Source organism: Tepidanaerobacter syntrophicus (assembly GCF_001485475.2).
GTDB lineage: Bacteria > Bacillota > Thermosediminibacteria > Thermosediminibacterales > Tepidanaerobacteraceae > Tepidanaerobacter > Tepidanaerobacter syntrophicus.
Map to the genome: position 1 here is coordinate 319549 of NZ_DF977001.1, position 16523 is coordinate 336071.

A 16523-nucleotide genomic window follows, 5' to 3' on the forward strand; every position below is an offset into this window, starting at 1 on the left:
TCTGATTTATTTAATCTAAAATTATATAAAAACTTCTATCGATATTTATTGATTGCGTCAACAAATCTCTTTGCCGTTATATGTGGGCGAGTAATAGCGTTTCCTACAACAACAGCATGGGCACCCATATAAAGGCACATAACAGCTTGTTCCGGTGTATTAATTTTCCCCTCCATTATTACTAAAGAATTTGTTTTTTCTGTTGCTTTAATAACAGATGCAAGCAATTCTAAATCTGGTCCAAAATTGTGCTTTACTTTCACTAATTCTTGAGGTGTACTTGTATAACCATAAAGTGTCGGTGCTATAAAATCTGCACCATATTCTGCAGCAATTTTAGCGTCTTCTGCATTTCTAACATCTGCAAATATCAATGCTTCAGGTATTTCATTCTTTATCTCCTTAATAATTTCATAAGATTGCTTTCCATCATCGCGAATATGTGAAGTTGCCTGGACCGCAATTATTTGTGCTCCTGCATTATATAGTTCTCTTGCAGCATTGATATCAGGCGTTAAATATACCTCTTTCTCTCCCCTTCCTATCTTCCATAGCCCTATAATCGGGAGAGGAACTTCTTTTGCTATAGATCTTACATCTTGTGGTGTATTTGCTCTTATCCCAACTGCACCTGCCCAATAAGCACATTTCGCCATCATTATAGTAATGCCATTCATATAGTGTGGTTCATCCGGTGTTGCTTGACACGATACAATCAATCCATTTTTCAACTTATTAATAATTTCTTCTTTATCCATTTTTCGTCTCCTCTGGTTTTTAAACTAACAGATGGCTATTAACTCATTCTATCTTATTTACTTTCCATAAGAGAATGAAAATTTTCGATTTTAGGTATGTTTGGATTTATACCTAAGTCTTTTGACAGGTAATACGCTATGCATTGTAAAGGTAATATATACTCAAAAATTGAAAAATCAGGATCGTCTACAAAACTAATATCTAGCGCTTTTGGATCGTTTTTTGTTTTTAGATTTCCGATAATAAAGTTGTGTTTAGTATAATTGGATAGGAAATCCTTTAATCTTATAATTCTGCTTTTATAATTTCCAGCAGATGCTAGGTAAATTATAAATACATCCTCATTAATTGAATTGTAGATTCCGTGCATAAATTCTTCGAGTTCATAACTTTCTATACCATATCTCACAGTTTCTTGAATCTTAAGTCGTCCTTCAAGAGCAGTTCCGTAATTCGAATCATAACCAACAATGATCATTCTACGGCTTTTAACAAGCTCATCTTTGTTTGTCTCATACCAATTTTCTGATGATCTTATAATATTGTTTTGATTAGTTACAGTTACTTTTAGCCGGTTAATTATTTTGTTGTACTCACTATCATTTATTTTCCCTTGCCTTAATGCTAATTCTATACCAAGGAGTAATAAAATTAGCAGCGTTGCTTGATAACCTTTTGTTTTTGGACCAGCATGTTCCGGACCACAAGAAAGTAAGATTGTCATATCGCAATGTTCACTTAGTCTTGTTCCATCGTCATTAGCTGTTATTGCAACCGTGTAACACCCTTTGCTTTTTGCATAATCAATACCTGCAACGGTCGACAAACTTTTTCCGCCTTGTGAAATGCCAATTACCATTGTTTTCTCGTCTAATACTGTTCTGCTGTCTTTAAATGGTATTGGATAAAATGCATCTACTGGTATGCCTAATAATTTTTCTAAAAATCCTCTTGTAGCATATCCGCCATGAAACGAAGTTCCAGATCCTATAATCTGTATCTTATTTATATTTCTAGTTTGAAACTCATTAATGAATTGTTCGGTAATATCCTTGCGTTTTTCTAAAATATTTTTTAAAGCCTCAGGTGTTTCATAAATATACTCTAACATCGCTTTTTCTGAAAGATTTTTATATATACTCAATTTTATACCACTCCTATATATTTTCCTAAAATACTTAATGCTATTATAATCAAAAGAACCCATGTAGTAGATATCTTTCTCTTTAATAAATTCCATACACCTAAAGTTGCAAGCAATGGCAATAAGCACGGGAAAATACCATCGATAATTTCTTGAACAACTACTTTGCCCTCATCTATTTTAAGCACGAGGGGTGTTGAAAGCGAAACCATGCTTGCTATCATGCCGCCAATTACAACCAGCCCAACAATCTTTGCAGCTTCCATAAGATTTTCAAACAGCCCGGCTTCAGAAGCATTTGTTATAAAATTCATGCCTTGTTCGTATCCTATAAAAGTTCCCTTCCATCTTACATAGAAATTAGGGATATTATATATAAGTATAAACATTATTGGTCCTAGTATATTGCCTTTAACAGCTAAAGGTGCACCTACAGCAACTCCAATTATTCTAAATGTTCCCCAGAAAAATGAATCTCCTATTGCTGCCAAAGGTCCCATTAATGCAACTTTTGCAGCATTTATTGTTTCAACATCAAAACCGTCCGGATTTTTTGCATACTCTTCTTCTAAAGCCAACGTAGTTCCTAAAATAAATGGGGCGCATTGAGGCGTTGTGTTAAAGAAGGTTAAATGCCGCTTCATCGCTGCAATAAAATCTTCTTTTTTCGTATAAAGATCTCGTAAAAATGGCATTAAGGCAAAAACAAATCCTTGAGCTTGAAGCCTCTCATAATTAAAGCTCGCCATAATCGGCCATGAGCGCCAAAACAATCTTTTAAGATCTTTTTTTGTATATTTAGCCATTATAAACACCGCCCTTAGACTTGTTTTGGTAAATTATATAAGCAATTATTCCACCTATAATAGCAATAGCAAGAATGTCAAGTTTTAGATATGCAACTAGTATAAATCCTAATGCTAGATACCCTGCATACTTTTTATCAAAGGTCATATCCAACAATAGAGCCATTCCAATCGCAGGAAGGACACCACTTGCAACTTTTAAGCCGTCCATAATTTGCATTGGAACTGCTGAAACTAGAGTTGCCGCTGCATTACTCCCAAAAAGAACTCCGAAGAACACTACAAGGGCTGGACATATAAAAAACAAAGCTGCCCCATACCATAAGGTTCTTTCAACACCTTTATAATCACCCTTATCAGCATATGTATCAGCCATATGTTGAAATGCTATGTTTACAGTTCTTATAAAAATGCCTACAAAGTTTGCTAACATCGCTATAGGAATTGTCAAAGTTACAGCTGCTTGAATATCTAGTTTTGAAATAATTGCAAATGCAGCACCTAAGATACCGCCAATATTTACATCAGCAGGTGAAGAAACGCCTATTCCCACAAACCCCATCATTACAAGTTCTAATGAGCCTCCCACTATAATGCCTGTTTTTATATCACCTAAAAGCAAACCTACAAGAAGTCCGGTTACAATTGGTCTTTGTAGCATATTGTCGCCTGCTATACGACTATCAAGTTGAGTAAGTCCGGCAAGGATGCCTAATATAATAGCTTTTCCTATCATAATTTACCTCCGCCTTTTGAAAATAATTTTTGTATATTTTCCCAGTTTTTTTTGGGATCTAATGGTGCAATTTGTTCGAAAATTTCAACATTCTTTTCAGCCATTCGTGAGAGAATCTTCATTTCTTGTTCATTTAGAAAAACTTGTTTTGATATTTTTACTTTATCTTGATTTTGACTCTGCCGAATCCCTCCCAAATTTACTTTATTTAAATCTTTTACGTGTTCTACAAGTAAAGCGGCGTCTTGTATTGACTCTGTTATAATAAATACTCTTCTATTGGCTAGTTTTCCGTCTTTATCATTTAAAAACTCTATTGCTTGATTAATTGTTAAAATTTTTAAATCAACTCCTGCCGGCTTAGCTAAACTCATTGTCATTTTCAGCATAGAGTTATTGCTTACCTTATCATTTGCAATTATTACCATATCTGCTTGCAATTTTGGTGTCCATGCAGTTCCAACTTGTCCATGCAATAATCTATCATCAACTCTAAGTTGTAGTAACATCTCCTTGCTCCTTTTAAGTCAAGTTATTCCTTAACAATTCTGTAAGGTTTTTGTAGTTATTAATTGATGAATTTAAGAGTTTTTCCCATATTTCTTCTCTTCCATATTTCCCTCTAACTTCACTTGCGGTTATTAACATAGCAATATTAAGGCCTGTTACAGCTAGTATATTATATTTGCTTGACAATAAAGCGGCTATATTGGATGTTGTTCCGCCGAATAAGTCCACTAAGATAATGCTGCCTTCGGGAGCATTTCTTAGAATTTCTTCAATTGGTTCGACATACTCTATTAAGGATTGATCTGGCATCAGAGGAAACGCAAAAATATTTTTTAAGCTTCCGCAAACCATTTCCGCAGCTTCTATGAGTTCAGTGCCCCATTTGCCATGCGTTAAAATTAGCAAGTATGGTATATCTTTATTTTTTTGAGTAATACAATCATCCCCTTTCAAGTAAATTATTAAAGGTTGGTTTCTAAACTCCCCAAATTAAATCATAAATCGAAATTGGATTACTATCAGGCACCATTTGAATGATTATCGGTATTTTTTCTCTCCTGAAATAATCAATTGTCTCTATATCTGCATCGGATATAAAAACATTTGAATAAATTTTCTTTTTCCCAACACCACTTGGCATTCTTCCAATTATAATTTCATTTATTTTCACTCCCTTTTCATGCAGATATCTTACTATCTGCAAATTTTTAACTAGTATAATAGGAGAGCTATTTAACTCTTTATTATTTTTTAATATTTCGGCTCCTTTTTCTAAGTTATAAATTTCGACAATCATATTTTGAGGAATAGAAAGTTCTAAAATATTTTTTAATATAGGATTATTTGATACTTCATCATCTATAATTATTATATAATTAGAATTTTTTGCTTCCAGCCATTTAATTAAAATTTGTCCATGTAAGAGGCGCTCATCTACCCTCATCATGCTAATAGCACTCCTTATATAGAATTTGCCTTGTTACCTAATTCATTTTTTACGTTTTTTATCCCCTCAACGCCACTTTGAATTGTTTTGGCTGTTAGTTCCTCTAAGGGCATAAATTCCCTAGAATCCAATGCTTCTATTAACATAGGTAAATTAACGCCTGAGACACTTTCGCATTTGTAATCACTTATACTCGCTGCTGTGACATTTGTGGGACTACCACCAAATAAGTCAGTTAATATTAGAACCCCATCTCCCTTATCTAATTTTTTAATAGAGCTTCTTACAGCAATGTATAACTCTTTTATATCGTCACTTGGGTTCAGTCCTAATGTTTCAACGTTTTCTTGCTTCCCTATAATTAGTTCAGCGCTTTTTAAAAGTTCAGTTCCAAAATTGCCATGTGTAACTATTAAGATACCTACCATAAATTGTCCTCCTATATACATGCAAAATATTTGATGTGAATACAACTACTTAGCAATTACCTATTGTTAAATGCAAGTTCGGTGCCAAATTAGTGTGTCATGATAAATATTAAAAAGGCGAGGGCTTGCAAATGAAGCATTTCTCGCCTTTTTAATATAAAGTTTAAAAACTTTTTTCAATTTAATTTTTCTTTTCAAGATTAGTGTGCTACTGTGTGTCAAAAATATCCATTATATAGCCGATTTCTGTGTCAGGTACTTTAATGCCAAAAGCTTCTTCTATGTCTATCAGTGTGTATTTAACCTTTTCATATATATCACGTTTTTCTTTTATTAGTTTTTCTATGCCACTATATGGAAGTATATCATTTTGGATAAGTCTTTCTATCATGCAGCAGTTATGGAAGATGTATCTTGTCTTTAATTGTCGTGTATCATTAATTCCTAACATCTTCACTAACATAATATAAGAATCGTTTACGAATTTAAAAGCCTTTTTTGCATCTAAAAACGTAAGCATTCCTTCCAATAGTTTGACGAAAACACTATCTCCGGATATTTCCTCTTTTTCATAAGGACCTGCGTTTAAACCACTTATACTTTTTTCTATTTTCTTAATCCCATCTCCAATTATTAGTTCATCTATTGGAATAAATGGCACTCCGGAAAGTTGTAGATCTACGGTCCCCACCACTGCTATCAGATCATTTATTGTTCCCTCATAAAGAGTTTTATTGCCGGCTTGATTTACCTTTTCCGTAATATCGACCGGTTTTATTTTAACATTATATTCATCTAAAAAAGGCAAAGTATTTCTTAACAGTTGCGCAATTTTTACAGCAGCTCCTTTTCCGGAGATACATGTAGTAAGTATTACCTTAGGCTCTGTAATATCGGCTTTGTTTATTACTTCGCCGCTGACCATTCGGCCTATATAAGGATTCGCATTCTTTATATCTTCTACGAGGGTGTACAGGCTCATTTCCGGTAAAAGGCTTTTTCTTACTGCTTCTATAACTATTGGTGTTGAAATATTTTCTATTGACTTTGTTGGTATATTTGTCTTCTTTGTAATTATCTCTGAAAATGCAATAAGAGATCCCATATCCACAAGAAGCAATACACCTTTGCCTTCATCTATGGATTTCACTTTTTCTATAGTTTTGTTTAAAATTTCCTCAACTTTAACATCAAGCGGCATATCTATTGCTCGGCAATGATCTGTTCCCAATAAACTATTTGCAACATTTGCTATGCTAGAGGCGGTAGATTCTCCATGAGCTAGCACTATAACGCCTATTTTCTTATAGCTCGTATCAGAATCTACGGTGCTTAAAAACATAGTTAAAAAACCAATTTCTTCTTTTGGTATATTAATTTCCAGCTCTTGCTGAAGCACTTCCCTTACCAGCTTTGCAGCTCTAAATTCTTCCGGATTGTTTAAAGCAATTTTATTTATTTCTTCAGAGTAAATAATTTCTCCACTAGATATTCTTTCTATCAATGCACTAATATGCATGGCAAGTCCAATTACGGCCCTTGTGCTAAATGTTCGATTAAGCTTCTGCTGAGCAAGAGTAAGCGCCATTTCTGCTGCATTGTACACCTTCGGACTTATAATCTTGAAAAGCTCTTCTTTGACCGGAAGCTCTTTTTCAGCATTGTATTTTTTCATAAGTTCTTTTAAATACTTTTCAATATCTTCGCTGATTATTTCATTTATTGAACTTCCTGAATACCCAATCTTGAAATAGTGATTATACTTATCAGTTATTTCTTTATATAAATTATCAGATAGATCGTAATTATCTACGGTCAAAAAATTCTCTCTATCCTGAGGTGTAAAAGTATAATAATCTTTTTCATATCGTAATAGATTTATTATCTCATTTCTGCTTTTCTCTTGGTTTAACAAACCAGTGTAAACATGCTCAGGCAAAAAATTGATGTTTATCTCTATTTCTTTTTTGCCATATGTTTTGTAATCAAGAAAACCTCTGGCACACAAGAGCTGGATATCACCTTTTAGTTGACCTATATTACCTGTGCAATTATATTGTAAAAACGCTCTTATTACATCTTTATGGACTTTAACAGGCACATTAACATTATTTACTTCATTTATAAGAAATTCCTCTATAAGCTCCATCCTTTCTTCCATAGGTCTTTCTTCCAAGGACGGAAGATTTATTGTCATGGGCACTCTGCGCAGAAAAGTTTTTAATAATGCAGAATTGATATTTTCTGTTGTAGCTCCGATTATAAGCACAGTTGCTTGTCTGTACTTATCCGTCTCGCCAAGTCTTCTGTAAATTCCCTTATCCATAAGTAAAAATAGCATTTCTTGGGCTTCCGGTGGCAGTCTGTGTATTTCATCTAACAGTAAAATACCTCTATCAGACATTTCCACAAGTCCTGCTTTTTCATTTATAGCCCCTGTAAATGCTCCTTTTGTATGTCCAAAAAGTTGCGATAAAATCAATTGAGGATTATCAGCATATTCGGAACAATTAAAAATAACAAGTTTCGCATCATTAGGTATACTTCCTGCATAGAGGGCATATTGGTACATCATTTCTGCAAAAGTTGTTTTGCCCACGCCCGTAGGACCGGTTATTAATGTGTGAAGGCCTTTTGGCGGGTAGAGAATTGCAGCTTTTGCCTGCTTAATAGCAAGCGCCAAGCTTCCTCTTGAACCAATTATTCTATCAAAAGGATCGCTCATTTTCTCTATCTTTTCTTTTTCGGCAGTATCGGCAGTATTAAAGAATTTTAAAAAATCATTTAGTGTGTCAAATATGTACCCATTTTCAAAATCTAATTTCGCAATTTGCTCTAAATGAGATCTGTCAAGAAACTTTACCGGCCTTCCATTTATTTTTATCGCTTTTCCTTCTCGCGCTAATTCATTCAGCTCTCGACTGGCGTTGCTGCGATCAACCTGTGCAATAGCGGAAATAGTTTCTGCGTCAAATCCAATATCGGAATTTTCCGTTAAATCTTTGAGTAAAATATTCTGTGTCAACTTTCCTAAAGCATTGTATACTTTTTCTTTTCTATTCATAAATCCTGCTCCCTTAGCATGAGAAACTAAAATGTCTTATTGGTTATATCCAAAATGCTAAATTGTTTTTTAAAAATTATCTAATTAACATTATAACATTTACCACAATATAGCACAAATAATATCTTTTTGCCTTATCTGTGCTATAAACTTCTAAGGTAAGTTATGAGATCGGCCGCCATTAGGTTTCATAAATTCCTGCCATTTTCAATATACAAATTAAAAACACGAACCTTGAATAATTGTTTTTTGTAATTTGGCATTTATTATATAGCTGTTTTTGCCATATAACATCTCCTCCTTGTAGGTCTTTGTGTCAAATGTTATAATTTAAGAAAACTTTTCCCGAATATAATATTGAGGCTAAATAAATTAGGAATGGAGTGGATTTTTTGAAAAAGAACCTTGCCTTTGCCCAGTCAGGAGGACCTACTTCGGTCATAAATGCTAGCTGCTACGGTATTATTAAGGAAGCTTTAAAATATGGTATTAAGATTTATGGAGCAAAGTTCGGCATAGAAGGCATATTAAACGATAACCTTGCAGAAGTAACAAATATCAGCGAAAACGATTTAAATCTTTTAAGGTATTCTCCTTCGGCAGCTTTTGGCTCTTGTCGTCATAAATTGAAAGACGAAGACTTTGAGAAAATATGTTCAATCTTAGATAAACATAATATAGGCTATTTTATTTACATAGGCGGCAATGATTCAATGGATACAGCTCACAGGTTATCCGAACATATGAAAAAAACATGTAGAGATATAAAGGTCATCGGTGTTCCAAAGACCATAGACAATGACTTGGTAAATACTCATTTTTGTCCGGGCTACGGAAGTGCTGCAAAGTACATTGCGTCAAGCGTAAGGGAGATGGCTCTTGATGCAGAGGTTTATGCAAAAGACATTGTTACAATTGTTGAGGTAATGGGAAGGGACAGTGGATTTTTGGCGGCTTCCAGCGCTTTAGCCCGCGATAATGTTGTAAATTCTCCCCATTTAATATATTTTCCAGAAATGTCTTTTGATGAAAAGGAATTTTTGGACGATGTTAAGACAGTTTTTAAGGATAACCATGGCAAAGTGTTTATAGTAGCTTCTGAAGGACTTAAAAACAAAAACGGCAATTATATCTATTTAAAAGAACAAAAAGCTGATGCTTTCGGAAACATCCAAATGGGCGGAGTAGGCAGCTATATGAAGCAACTTGTAGCTGAGAATATATCAAAACGCGTCAAAGTTGTCGAGCTTTCAATTCTCCAAAGGTGCGCTGCCCATATAGCATCTCTTGCAGATAATGAAGCAGCTGTTATGGTAGGTAAAGAAGCCGTAGATAAATTAATGAAGGGCATTTGCGATGTTATGATATCCATAGAAAAAACAGATAGCATCTTTAGCGCCGGAGCAGTTCCTTTATCCGAGGTTGCAAACCGCACAAAATTCTTTCCCGACCAGTGGATAGACAAGACGAATAGATGGGTTACCCGGGATGCCCTCGATTACATGCTGCCCCTTATTCAAGGCGAGGTAAAAGTTCCTTTTATAGAAGGGCTGCCAAAATACATAAGATTTATATGAAGGAGAATTTGCTTGAGTAAACTTAATATATCTCCCCGCCAAAAATTCATACTGGAGATGTTATATAAGCAAGATCGCTGGGTAAAAGGTCCGGAAATCGCTATTGAAGCAGGTGTTTCTGCGCGGACTATAAGAAATGACATACAACAACTTAACGCAGAAATTGGCATTGACCCGCCTTTGATCATTTCTTCTAAGCGCGATGGCTACATTATCTCAGATCGCAAAAAAGCATTAGAGTTGCTAAAACAAATTGAGACGTTGCAGAATACTTTGCCGATTTATCCAGATGAACGAGCGAATTTTATCCTTAAAAGATTGCTATTTGAAAAGGCGGCAATTAATATATATGATTTAGCTGACGAGCTTATGGTAAGCGACTGTACTATCGAAAGTGATCTTGTAAAAGTTAGAAAAATTGTTGAGGAGTTTTCTTGTAACCTAAATCTTAAGAGAAACTCAGATAATATCTTTTTGGAGGGTTCCGAAGAAAGCAAAAGAAATTTGCTCAGTCAGTTGCTCTTTAAAGAGGCAGGCAATAACTTCCTAAACATATCAAAATATGATAGCTATTTCGAAGATTTTAATATGTCCGCGATACAGGACATTGTTCTATCGGCAATTAGGAAGAACGATCTTGTAATAAATGAAATCGGCTTATTGAACCTAGTTATTCACATAGCTATTTCTCTTAGAAGAATTAAAAATAATTATTTTATCGAAGACTCTCCATACCTTGAAAGTTTTTTAAACACAAACGAATATAAATTGGCAAAAGACATTGCTCAGGGGTTGTCTGAAAGATTCGGCATTAATTTCCCGAAAGAGGAAATTTTATATATTGGTTATATGATTTTAGGAAAGCGAATTTTAAAAAGCAAGAGCAGTAGCTTTCACTATTTAGAAAATGTTATTGAAACAAAATATATAGATATTACTCAAAAGCTAATTAAATCTGTCTATGATAACTTCGGAATAAATTTTTCAGAAGATGAAGATTTGCTTGTAGGTCTTGCTATGCACATAAAAGCTATGGACAGCAGAATTAAAAATAGTATTATTCTTAGAAATCCCATTTTAGAGGAACTAAAGCATAGATACCCATTTATTTTTGAGCTTGCAGTGTTTTTATCAAATGAATTCTACAAACTTACAAATATACAAATGAACGAAAACGAAATTGGCTTTTTTGCGCTTCATTTAGGAGCTGCGTTTGAACGCCTTAATCAAAAAACTGCATCAAAGAAAAAAGTTATCTTAATTTGCACCGAAAATCTAAGAGATATCCTAAGTTCAAAGATAAATTCCGAATTCGGAAGCAAGCTTGAGATAATAGATGTTCTATCAATTGTAGAATATAATATGGCAAAGGATATGAAACCTGATTTTATTATAAGCACAGCAGATTTACAAAATCATTTTGACGTACCTGTAATTTTTATTTCCCCATTTCTTGATAAAAAAGATATTCAAGAAATTAATAAACAGTTGAGCTTTTTTGAAATTGTTATGAATGTAAGGGCAGTTGTAAGCAGAATAGATCGTGCTATAGTCGAAGAGTTATTTTTTCCGGATTTAGATATAGATGACAGCTTCGAAATCATTAAGTTTATGGCAAATAACCTGTATGAAAAAGGCTATGTTCCGCCAACATATTTTGATTCTGTCGTAGAAAGAGAGTCTCTTTCTCCCACATCTTTTGGCAATATGGTGGCTTTACCTCATGCTTTAGTGATGAACGCCTATAAGACCGCAATATCTGTTGCAATTCTTAAAAAACCTATCGACTGGGGCGATTATAAAGTTCAGATTGTTTTTATGTTCGCTATCAACGAATCTGATGTAAAAAGCCTCCAGAGCCTGTACAAATACCTCATGCAGATCTTAGATGACCCTTACGCCGTAAGCCGGCTAATCAAGGCGAAAAAATTTGATGAATTTAAAGGAATAATACTTGACTACTATGGAACGCAATAAATAAATATAAAAACTCCCTGTGTACCTTCTAAGTTCACAGGGAGTTTTTATCTTCTTGATATTCCTACACTATCTTTGATAATATTTCAAATATCTTCTTTACGCTTTCTGATTTTGTTTTGCCGGTTTCTTTTTCGACAATGAAACTGTATATATGGGGCATGACTTTCTTGCATCCTGCATCAAGACATGCTTTTACTATTGCCTCTATGTTATCTTCATTTATACCGCCTGTAGGTTCAAATATGTCAATTCCCGCTTTGCTTGCAGCTTTGGCCATAGCAATCATATGATTTAGCTTTTCTGTTCCATGCATGGGGAAAAACTTTACAGAATCAATTTTTGCTTCTTTTATCATAGCGGCAGCAGTAGAAACATCGACTAACGTTTCGATGTTCTTTTCGCTTAAAGGCCCAGTGGATATCACGACTTTTCCTATTTCATCAGATGGCTTTACCAATGCATTTACTATCGTGCCGGTATATCCTGTCGCCGTCAAAAAGCCTTTTGCGTATCCGGCTGTAGGATATGTCTGGTTTACATGATCCGGATTTGTCGCTTTTGCAATCTCTAAACACCTTTCCCACTGGGATGCGCTGCCGTCGCCAAGTCCGACTGAAATCGCGCTGTATTTTTTAAATTCATTAGCTACTTTAATGGCATCTTCAATTTTGGCATAATGTTGCGCCATTATGCCTACGGCCATATATCCATTTGCAATCTTGTTTAATTCAATAAGGTTGTCTGCGTCATGTGCTAATATATTTATAGCAATGCGATCTTTGTAAAATTTAAGCATTAGTTATTCCCTCCAGTATTTCATGCAATCTGTCAGCTATTATTTCATCATCTTTTTCTTTTAAATTTCTTGGGTCGATACTTATTATTCCTAAGTTTGCATAGTGGTCTCTGACATATATTGATGGATTGCCGCATTTAAGTTTTTCTATAATTTCATATGCAGTAATTTTAGCCGCTTTTTCATCGATCTTTATTTCGGCCCTGTATATTTCTCGTCCGGCTTCATCTTGTTTTATGCTAACATTTATGTTTTTTAGGTCGGCTAAGTTTTGTGCAAGTTTTTCCATCTTTTGCTTGTTTTCTAAAGCAATGGCATGATTATCCTCGTTTACGTATAGCTCTATAGCTTTTAAAAGTCCCATTATGCTTTCTTTGCTGGCTTTCATCGCTCTGCCGATACCTTTGTACTGTTTTTTGCACCAACTGATAAGTTCTCTTTTTCCGCATATAAAGCCGGAAGTCGGACCGCCGATTGCCTTACCTCCGCTATATATTACAAGATCGGCTCCTTGTTGATAGTATTTTTTAATGTCTTCTTCTGCGGCTGCATCTACAATAAGGGGAAGATTGTGCCTATGAGCTATGTCCGCCATGGCTTGAAATGAAACCATGCCTTTTTGAACGGTATGATGAGATTTGATAAACAGCAGTGCCGCTGTTTTTTCATTAATCGCGCCTTCTATGTGGAAAGACTCTGTTTTGTTTGCCTGTCCCACTTCTATAGGTCTTCCGCCGCCCAGTGATACCATTTGGACTATGGGAGCTCCAAAGTTTACGCTGTGTCCTTTTTGAATGATGATCTCGTTTTGCATGCCTTCGCTGTTTGGCAATTGTTCTGCTAATTTCATGTTTCCTTTTGTGATGCATGCAGCAACGCTAATCGCTATACCAGCCGCAGCTCCCAAAGTGACGCAGGCATCTTCGGCTTGTGTATATGATGATATGATTTCTCCGGCTTTGTCGATTAATGAATCTATCTCAACGTACTCTTGGGCAGCCTGCGCCATGTATTCGGCAACTTCCTTTTTCACGGCGCTTGCTCCAAGCGCCGTCATTTTACCGCTTGCATTAATTACTTTCTTTAAACCTAAACTTTCATAAATTGTCATTTACTTTAAGCACCTTACTTTCAACTGTTTAAGATAAAAATATATTTTGCTTGCCCTCCCAGAAGCTTATGCTACCGGAACCGGAAACACTATTCCTAATATCATAGCTCCTAAAATTGCGCCGCCGGCTATCGGTCTATCATATTTATAAAAAAGAGCTGCGCCGACAAAAGCTCCTATGCCTGCCGGAATACTATATTGAATGGCTGATAAAATAACAAGCGGGCCTAAGAATCTTCCGGAAGCATTACCTGCTCCCATCATTACGTCGGTTCCAAAAGAAGTGGTAGTTTCAGGCATAATTTTCCTTATAGCCATTATAATTATTCCTAATACTATACCGATTCCCGCACCTGTAAGAAGAGATAAGCTAAAATTGTATATAGGGGCTTTAATGCCGGATGCCATAAGCATGGCAGGTATTCCAATCCCGACTCCTGTCATAATCGAACCACCAATATCTAAGACTCCAACCAGCGGACCTTCCAAAATTCTCGCTAGAAGGAAGCCACCTGCAAAACCAGCCGCGGCAGCAAAATCTCCGGTTTTTAATCCTTCATCAAACATTTGAACTACAAAAATTTCATTGAACGCCCCTACATGATACATCACAAACATATGCGTGCCGGCAAAAACTGCGGCACAAGCAAGTGCGGTAATCACGGGAAAAGCAAGGGGGCTCATTAAAAAGCTTTTTGAGTTTATCGTTTTCTTCTCTTCCATTATAAATCCTCCATTCTTTCTAAAGTATTTTATTAATGCAAAACAATCTTAAAAAAACTTTAAAAGATTAGCATAAAATCCACGGAAATACGCAATAACCGCAAACAGCGCAATAACTATTAGTAATAATGCCCAGTTAGAACTTTGGTTTTCATTTTCTTCAAAAGATTTGCCGATTAAGATGCCAAGCACAACGCCGGGCACAGCATTGCCCATTATCATATGCGCTAATCCACCAAATATAGTTCCGAAAATCCCGGTAGTTTTACCTGCATCAAGTGCAGCAATCCAAAATATTATCGGCATTACAGGATTTATCATTAAATTTGATGCAGGTCCTAATATCTTTTGGGCAACCATCGACATAGATTCTGGAATGGCAGATGCAATGGTATTCAAAAACGTCACTACAACGGCGCCTACTATGCTACCGCTAATTGCCATGGCAGTAGGATTATACATGGTCTCTTCCGCTTTTGGATTTTTAAGCAGCAGTAGAGCTTCTGCCCAGTTTGGCACTACTCTGTGCAGCACATCTTGCGTCAAGGCGCCTGCTCCGACAACAGAAGCTGCAGAGTTAAAAAGAAAACCAAGACCAAAAGAAAAATGCGTAATCGGATCTCCTTTGCATGCGTTAAGTTCTCCGATGGTTCGGAACGACCCCATAGACTGAACTTCCGGAGCAAAGAACATTCTTGCAGCGCCAGCTGATACCGCAGCGCCAGCCAAAGCTCCGATTATGATTGATTTAATAATAATGACTAACATGGCTTGGAACCTCCTTTATTTTTAGTTATAGACTATTTTCTTGAAGGCGATTAATTAACCTTTTCTTACCATCTCGAATTACCTCAACACTATCTTCTTTGTAATCTATATATCTAATCCGAACTTGAATAGTTGATTTAACTAGATATTCCCTTTTTATCTTTGGCATAAAAACCCAAAGAAATTTTTCTTCCCTTTCTTTTATTGTCATTTTGTCAATGCGAAATGCTTCGGGTTCCATAAATACAATACACCCATCTATTGATGCATATACTTCTTTTCTTAGATTTGTAAAGGCGTTTTGAATCGCAAGAGTTTCGCTTTTGCCTCTTCCCGAGATATTAAACTCTTTTACTATTTCTTTTAACTGATTTTCACTTTTTGCCTTTAGATTTTCCATTTTCTTTCCCTTCTTGAAGAATTTTCTTATATTCTTCAACAATTCTAAAACCAAGTTCTTCTACATCCATAAAGCCAAATCCTAATACTCTGGCTCCCTCTCTTAATGCAGTTATGCCTGCGTCTATCGACCTTAAATGATGAGCAACCTTGTAGCCATATTTGTTCGCCGCCACAAGAGCTCCTGCGCCTCCACTGCCGCAAAACGATAACCCTATGTCAGCATTTTTTTCATGCATAACATCAGCCAACTTCATATCCGCTGCCATCCCTGGGATTACGTATGCTTCTGCGCCTGCCTTTTCAACTCCCTTTGCCACCTTCTGGCCCTTCCCGAGCCTGTCTCCTATAACTACCAAAATCTTTTTCTCATTATCACTCATAATTTTCCCTCCTCTAAGCTATTTATTTCACTTTTATTTTGTTCCTCTTTAGCGGCTCCGATATGTGTAGCAATTAAAATTACTTCTCGCTCGTCAACATCTAAGTTATACTTGCTGAAAATAGGCTCTGCTGACTTTAGTGCTATGTCCATTATCTTGCCGTCAAGCTGCGACTTAACTGCGCTTAAATCCATCTCCGGTAAGTATTCTCCTGCTTTTAGTCTTCTTATCAGACTTATATAATGAGCAGCGACTGCTATTTTTCTAGATTCACTAAAATGAATACCCTCTTTTTGTGATTCGCTTATTAATCTTTCCATAAATGACTTTAACTCTGAGATTTCCTCTGTATTTAGCTGCATTTCTTTTTGCACAACTGACATGTAGTCCATT

At 35.6% G+C, this 16523-nt stretch carries 18 protein-coding genes; 2 read left to right on the forward strand and 16 right to left on the reverse strand.

What is annotated here, in order from left to right; all coding sequences use genetic code 11:
* Window positions 1-35 precede the first annotated feature (35 nt).
* The 9 genes from TSYNT_RS06480 to TSYNT_RS06520 form a co-directional block, all read right to left on the reverse strand.
* Entirely contained in the window at window positions 36-758 is a 723-nt protein-coding gene (locus TSYNT_RS06480) for an N-acetylmannosamine-6-phosphate 2-epimerase (RefSeq protein WP_059032678.1), read from the reverse strand.
* 53 nt (window positions 759-811) lie between these two features.
* The gene (locus TSYNT_RS06485) at window positions 812-1903 is read right to left on the reverse strand and encodes an SIS domain-containing protein (protein ID WP_059032679.1); all 1092 of its coding nucleotides are present in this window, start codon (window positions 1901-1903) and stop codon (window positions 812-814) included.
* A 2-nt stretch (window positions 1904-1905) separates the two neighbouring features.
* The gene (locus TSYNT_RS06490; protein ID WP_059032680.1) at window positions 1906-2709 is read right to left on the reverse strand and encodes a PTS system mannose/fructose/sorbose family transporter subunit IID; all 804 of its coding nucleotides are present in this window, start codon (window positions 2707-2709) and stop codon (window positions 1906-1908) included.
* Entirely contained in the window at window positions 2702-3445 is a 744-nt protein-coding gene (locus TSYNT_RS06495) for a PTS mannose/fructose/sorbose/N-acetylgalactosamine transporter subunit IIC (RefSeq protein ID WP_059032681.1), read from the reverse strand. Before TSYNT_RS06495 ends, TSYNT_RS06490 begins: the two co-directional genes overlap by 8 nt.
* Window positions 3442-3954, reverse strand: coding sequence for a PTS sugar transporter subunit IIB (locus tag TSYNT_RS06500; RefSeq protein WP_059032682.1), 513 nt, complete (start codon window positions 3952-3954; stop codon window positions 3442-3444). The genes TSYNT_RS06495 and TSYNT_RS06500 overlap by 4 nt, the downstream gene beginning before the upstream one ends.
* A 13-nt stretch (window positions 3955-3967) precedes the next feature.
* Entirely contained in the window at window positions 3968-4360 is a 393-nt protein-coding gene (locus tag TSYNT_RS06505) for a PTS sugar transporter subunit IIA (RefSeq protein ID WP_162780994.1), read from the reverse strand.
* A 70-nt stretch (window positions 4361-4430) separates the two neighbouring features.
* A complete protein-coding gene (locus tag TSYNT_RS06510) occupies window positions 4431-4901 on the reverse strand; it encodes a PTS sugar transporter subunit IIB (RefSeq protein WP_059032684.1) in 471 nt (156 codons plus the stop codon).
* A 14-nt stretch (window positions 4902-4915) separates the two neighbouring features.
* On the reverse strand, window positions 4916-5329 hold the full coding sequence (locus tag TSYNT_RS06515) for a PTS sugar transporter subunit IIA (protein ID WP_059032685.1): 414 nt from the start codon (window positions 5327-5329) through the stop codon (window positions 4916-4918).
* A gap of 208 nt (window positions 5330-5537) precedes the next feature.
* Window positions 5538-8393: a sigma-54-dependent transcriptional regulator gene (locus tag TSYNT_RS06520; protein WP_059032686.1), complete on the reverse strand. Its 2856-nt coding sequence runs from the start codon at window positions 8391-8393 to the stop codon at window positions 5538-5540.
* Window positions 8394-8776: 383 nt separating this feature from the next.
* Between TSYNT_RS06520 and TSYNT_RS06525 the strand changes: the two genes are divergently transcribed.
* Complete coding sequence (locus TSYNT_RS06525) at window positions 8777-9970, forward strand: 6-phosphofructokinase (RefSeq protein ID WP_238142652.1); 1194 nt, start codon at window positions 8777-8779, stop codon at window positions 9968-9970.
* A gap of 12 nt (window positions 9971-9982) precedes the next feature.
* The gene (locus tag TSYNT_RS06530; protein ID WP_059032688.1) at window positions 9983-11947 is read left to right on the forward strand and encodes a BglG family transcription antiterminator; all 1965 of its coding nucleotides are present in this window, start codon (window positions 9983-9985) and stop codon (window positions 11945-11947) included.
* A 64-nt stretch (window positions 11948-12011) separates the two neighbouring features.
* Here the strand turns inward: TSYNT_RS06530 and TSYNT_RS06535 are convergent, their stop codons facing one another.
* The 7 genes from TSYNT_RS06535 to TSYNT_RS06565 form a co-directional block, all read right to left on the reverse strand.
* On the reverse strand, window positions 12012-12746 hold the full coding sequence (locus TSYNT_RS06535; RefSeq protein ID WP_059032689.1) for a KDGP aldolase: 735 nt from the start codon (window positions 12744-12746) through the stop codon (window positions 12012-12014).
* A complete protein-coding gene (locus TSYNT_RS06540; RefSeq protein WP_059032690.1) occupies window positions 12739-13857 on the reverse strand; it encodes a DgaE family pyridoxal phosphate-dependent ammonia lyase in 1119 nt (372 codons plus the stop codon). The genes TSYNT_RS06535 and TSYNT_RS06540 overlap by 8 nt, the downstream gene beginning before the upstream one ends.
* A gap of 66 nt (window positions 13858-13923) precedes the next feature.
* Window positions 13924-14580, reverse strand: a complete 657-nt coding sequence (locus TSYNT_RS06545) for a DUF4310 family protein (RefSeq protein WP_059032691.1) — start codon at window positions 14578-14580, stop codon at window positions 13924-13926.
* A 48-nt stretch (window positions 14581-14628) separates the two neighbouring features.
* Window positions 14629-15348, reverse strand: a complete 720-nt coding sequence (locus TSYNT_RS06550; protein WP_059032692.1) for a DUF4311 domain-containing protein — start codon at window positions 15346-15348, stop codon at window positions 14629-14631.
* Between the two features lie 25 nt (window positions 15349-15373).
* On the reverse strand, window positions 15374-15748 hold the full coding sequence (locus TSYNT_RS06555) for a DUF4312 family protein (RefSeq protein WP_059032693.1): 375 nt from the start codon (window positions 15746-15748) through the stop codon (window positions 15374-15376).
* Window positions 15723-16130, reverse strand: a complete 408-nt coding sequence (locus tag TSYNT_RS06560; protein WP_059032694.1) for an SFCGS family glycine-rich protein — start codon at window positions 16128-16130, stop codon at window positions 15723-15725. Before TSYNT_RS06560 ends, TSYNT_RS06555 begins: the two co-directional genes overlap by 26 nt.
* On the reverse strand, window positions 16127-16522 hold the full coding sequence (locus tag TSYNT_RS06565; protein ID WP_059032695.1) for a PRD domain-containing protein: 396 nt from the start codon (window positions 16520-16522) through the stop codon (window positions 16127-16129). Before TSYNT_RS06565 ends, TSYNT_RS06560 begins: the two co-directional genes overlap by 4 nt.
* Window position 16523: the final 1 nt, after the last annotated feature.